Here is a 2,500-nt window from a genome sequence, read left to right as displayed (position 1 = left end):
GGCAAGCTTAACCGTATAGGGGAGGCGAAGGGAAACCGAGTCTGATAAGGGCGCATAGTCGCGGGCAGTAGACCCGAAACCGGGTGATCTAGTCATGGCCAGGGTGAAGGTGCCGTAACAGGTACTGGAGGCCCGAACCCACGTCTGTTGCAAAAGACGGGGATGAGCTGTGATTAGGAGTGAAAAGCTAATCGAACCCGGAGATAGCTGGTTCTCCTCGAAAGCTATTTAGGTAGCGCCTCATATGTATCCTCTCGGGGGTAGAGCACTGTTATGGCTAGGGGGTCATCGCGACTTACCAAACCATTGCAAACTCCGAATACCGAGACGGACTGTATGGGAGACACACGGCGGGTGCTAACGTCCGTCGTGAAAAGGGAAACAACCCAGACCCACAGCTAAGGTCCCAAATTCACTGCTAAGTGGAAAACCATGTGGAAAGGCACAGACAGCCAGGAGGTTGGCTTAGAAGCAGCCACCCTTTAAAGAAAGCGTAATAGCTCACTGGTCGAGTCGGTCTGCGGGGAAGATTTAACGGGGCTAAGCAGTGAACCGAAGCTTGGGGTGTGCATATTTATATGTACGCGGTAGAGGAGCGTTCCGTAAGCCGTTGAAGGTGGATTGAGAAGTCTGCTGGAGGTATCGGAAGTGCGAATGCTGACATGAGTAACGATAATGCGGGTGAAAAACCCGCACGCCGAAAGCCCAAGGTTTCCTTGCGCAACGTTAATCGGCGCAGGGTGAGTCGGCCCCTAAGGCGAGGACGAAAGTCGTAGTCGATGGGAAGCAGGTTAATATTCCTGCACCTCGCGTAAGTGCGATGGAGGGACGGAGAAGGTTAGGTGTACCAGGCGTTGGTTGTCCTGGGGAAAGGCGGTAGGTTTGGATCTTTGGCAAATCCGGGATCCTTTAAGACCGAGCACCGAGACGAGCCTTTATGGCGAAGTCACTGATACCACGCTTCCAGGAAAAGCTCCTAAGCTTCAGCTTACGCAGACCGTACCGTAAACCGACACAGGTGGGTAGGATGAGAATTCTCAGGCGCTTGAGAGAACTCGGGTGAAGGAACTAGGCAACATGGCACCGTAACTTCGGGAGAAGGTGCACCCTTTTTGGTGGCTCGTGCGAGCTATAGCTGAAGAGGGTCGCAGTAACCAGGCCGCTGCGACTGTTTATCAAAAACACAGCACTCTGCAAACACGAAAGTGGACGTATAGGGTGTGACGCCTGCCCGGTGCTGGAAGGTTAATTGATGGGGTCAGCCGCAAGGCGAAGCTCTTGATCGAAGCCCCAGTAAACGGCGGCCGTAACTATAACGGTCCTAAGGTAGCGAAATTCCTTGTCGGGTAAGTTCCGACCTGCACGAATGGCGTAACGACAGCGGCGCTGTCTCCACCCGAGACTCAGTGAAATTGAAATCGCTGTGAAGATGCAGCGTTCCCGTGGCAAGACGGAAAGACCCCGTGAACCTTTACTATAGCTTTACACTGAACGTTGAGTTCGTCTGTGTAGGATAGGTGGGAGGCTATGAAACCATGGCGCTAGCTGTGGCGGAGCCATCCTTGAAATACCACCCTGTCGTGCTTGACGTTCTAACCTAGGCCCATTATCTGGGTCGGGGACCGTGTATGGTGGGTAGTTTGACTGGGGCGGTCTCCTCCTAAAGAGTAACGGAGGAGCTCGAAGGTACGCTCAGCGCGGTCGGACATCGCGCACTGTGTGCAAAGGCATAAGCGTGCTTGACTGCAAGATCGACGGATCAAGCAGGTAGGAAACTAGGACTTAGTGATCCGGTGGTTCTGTATGGAAGGGCCATCGCTCAACGGATAAAAGGTACTCCGGGGATAACAGGCTGATACCGCCCAAGAGTTCATATCGACGGCGGTGTTTGGCACCTCGATGTCGGCTCATCACATCCTGGGGCTGTAGTCGGTCCCAAGGGTATGGCTGTTCGCCATTTAAAGTGGTACGCGAGCTGGGTTCAGAACGTCGTGAGACAGTTCGGTCCCTATCTGCCATGGGCGTTGGAGATTTGAGAGGGGCTGCTCCTAGTACGAGAGGACCGGAGTGGACGAACCTCTGGTGTTCCGGTTGTCACGCCAGTGGCATTGCCGGGTAGCTATGTTCGGAAGCGATAACCGCTGAAAGCATCTAAGCGGGAAGCGCGCCTCAAGATGAGATCTCCCGGGGCACAAGCCCCCTGAAGGAACCATATAGACTATGTGGTTGATAGGTCAGGTGTGTAAGTACAGCAATGTATTGAGCTAACTGATACTAATGATCCGTGTGGCTTGACCATATAACCTCAAGTTGCCTTGGCTTTACGACAACGTCGTAAGAGCATCCAAGTGCACGCTACGTCACAAGAACTATGCGAGGCTGGCGCCTTGTCCCCCCAGGGACGAGTGCGACTCTCCAAAAGCCTCCCTGGTGAAATTAGCGCTGTGGAACCACCCGATCCCATCCCGAACTCGGAAGTGAAACGCAGCTGCGCCGATGG

General features: G+C 54.0%; 2 rRNA genes (1 of these 2 cut by a window edge). Both read left to right on the top strand.

Going from position 1 to position 2,500, the window contains the following annotated elements:
- Positions 1-2,299, top strand: a 23S ribosomal RNA gene (locus tag NQ204_RS19450); it begins 582 nt to the left of the window's first position.
- A gap of 127 nt (positions 2,300-2,426) precedes the next feature.
- Positions 2,427-2,500, top strand: a 5S ribosomal RNA gene (rrf, locus tag NQ204_RS19445); the annotation flags it as partial.

It is taken from the genome of Stenotrophomonas testudinis (genome assembly GCF_024499815.1).
Lineage (GTDB): Bacteria > Pseudomonadota > Gammaproteobacteria > Xanthomonadales > Xanthomonadaceae > Stenotrophomonas.
Note: the sequence above shows the minus strand (reverse complement) of the source record. Positions and strands in the feature narration are given on the sequence as shown.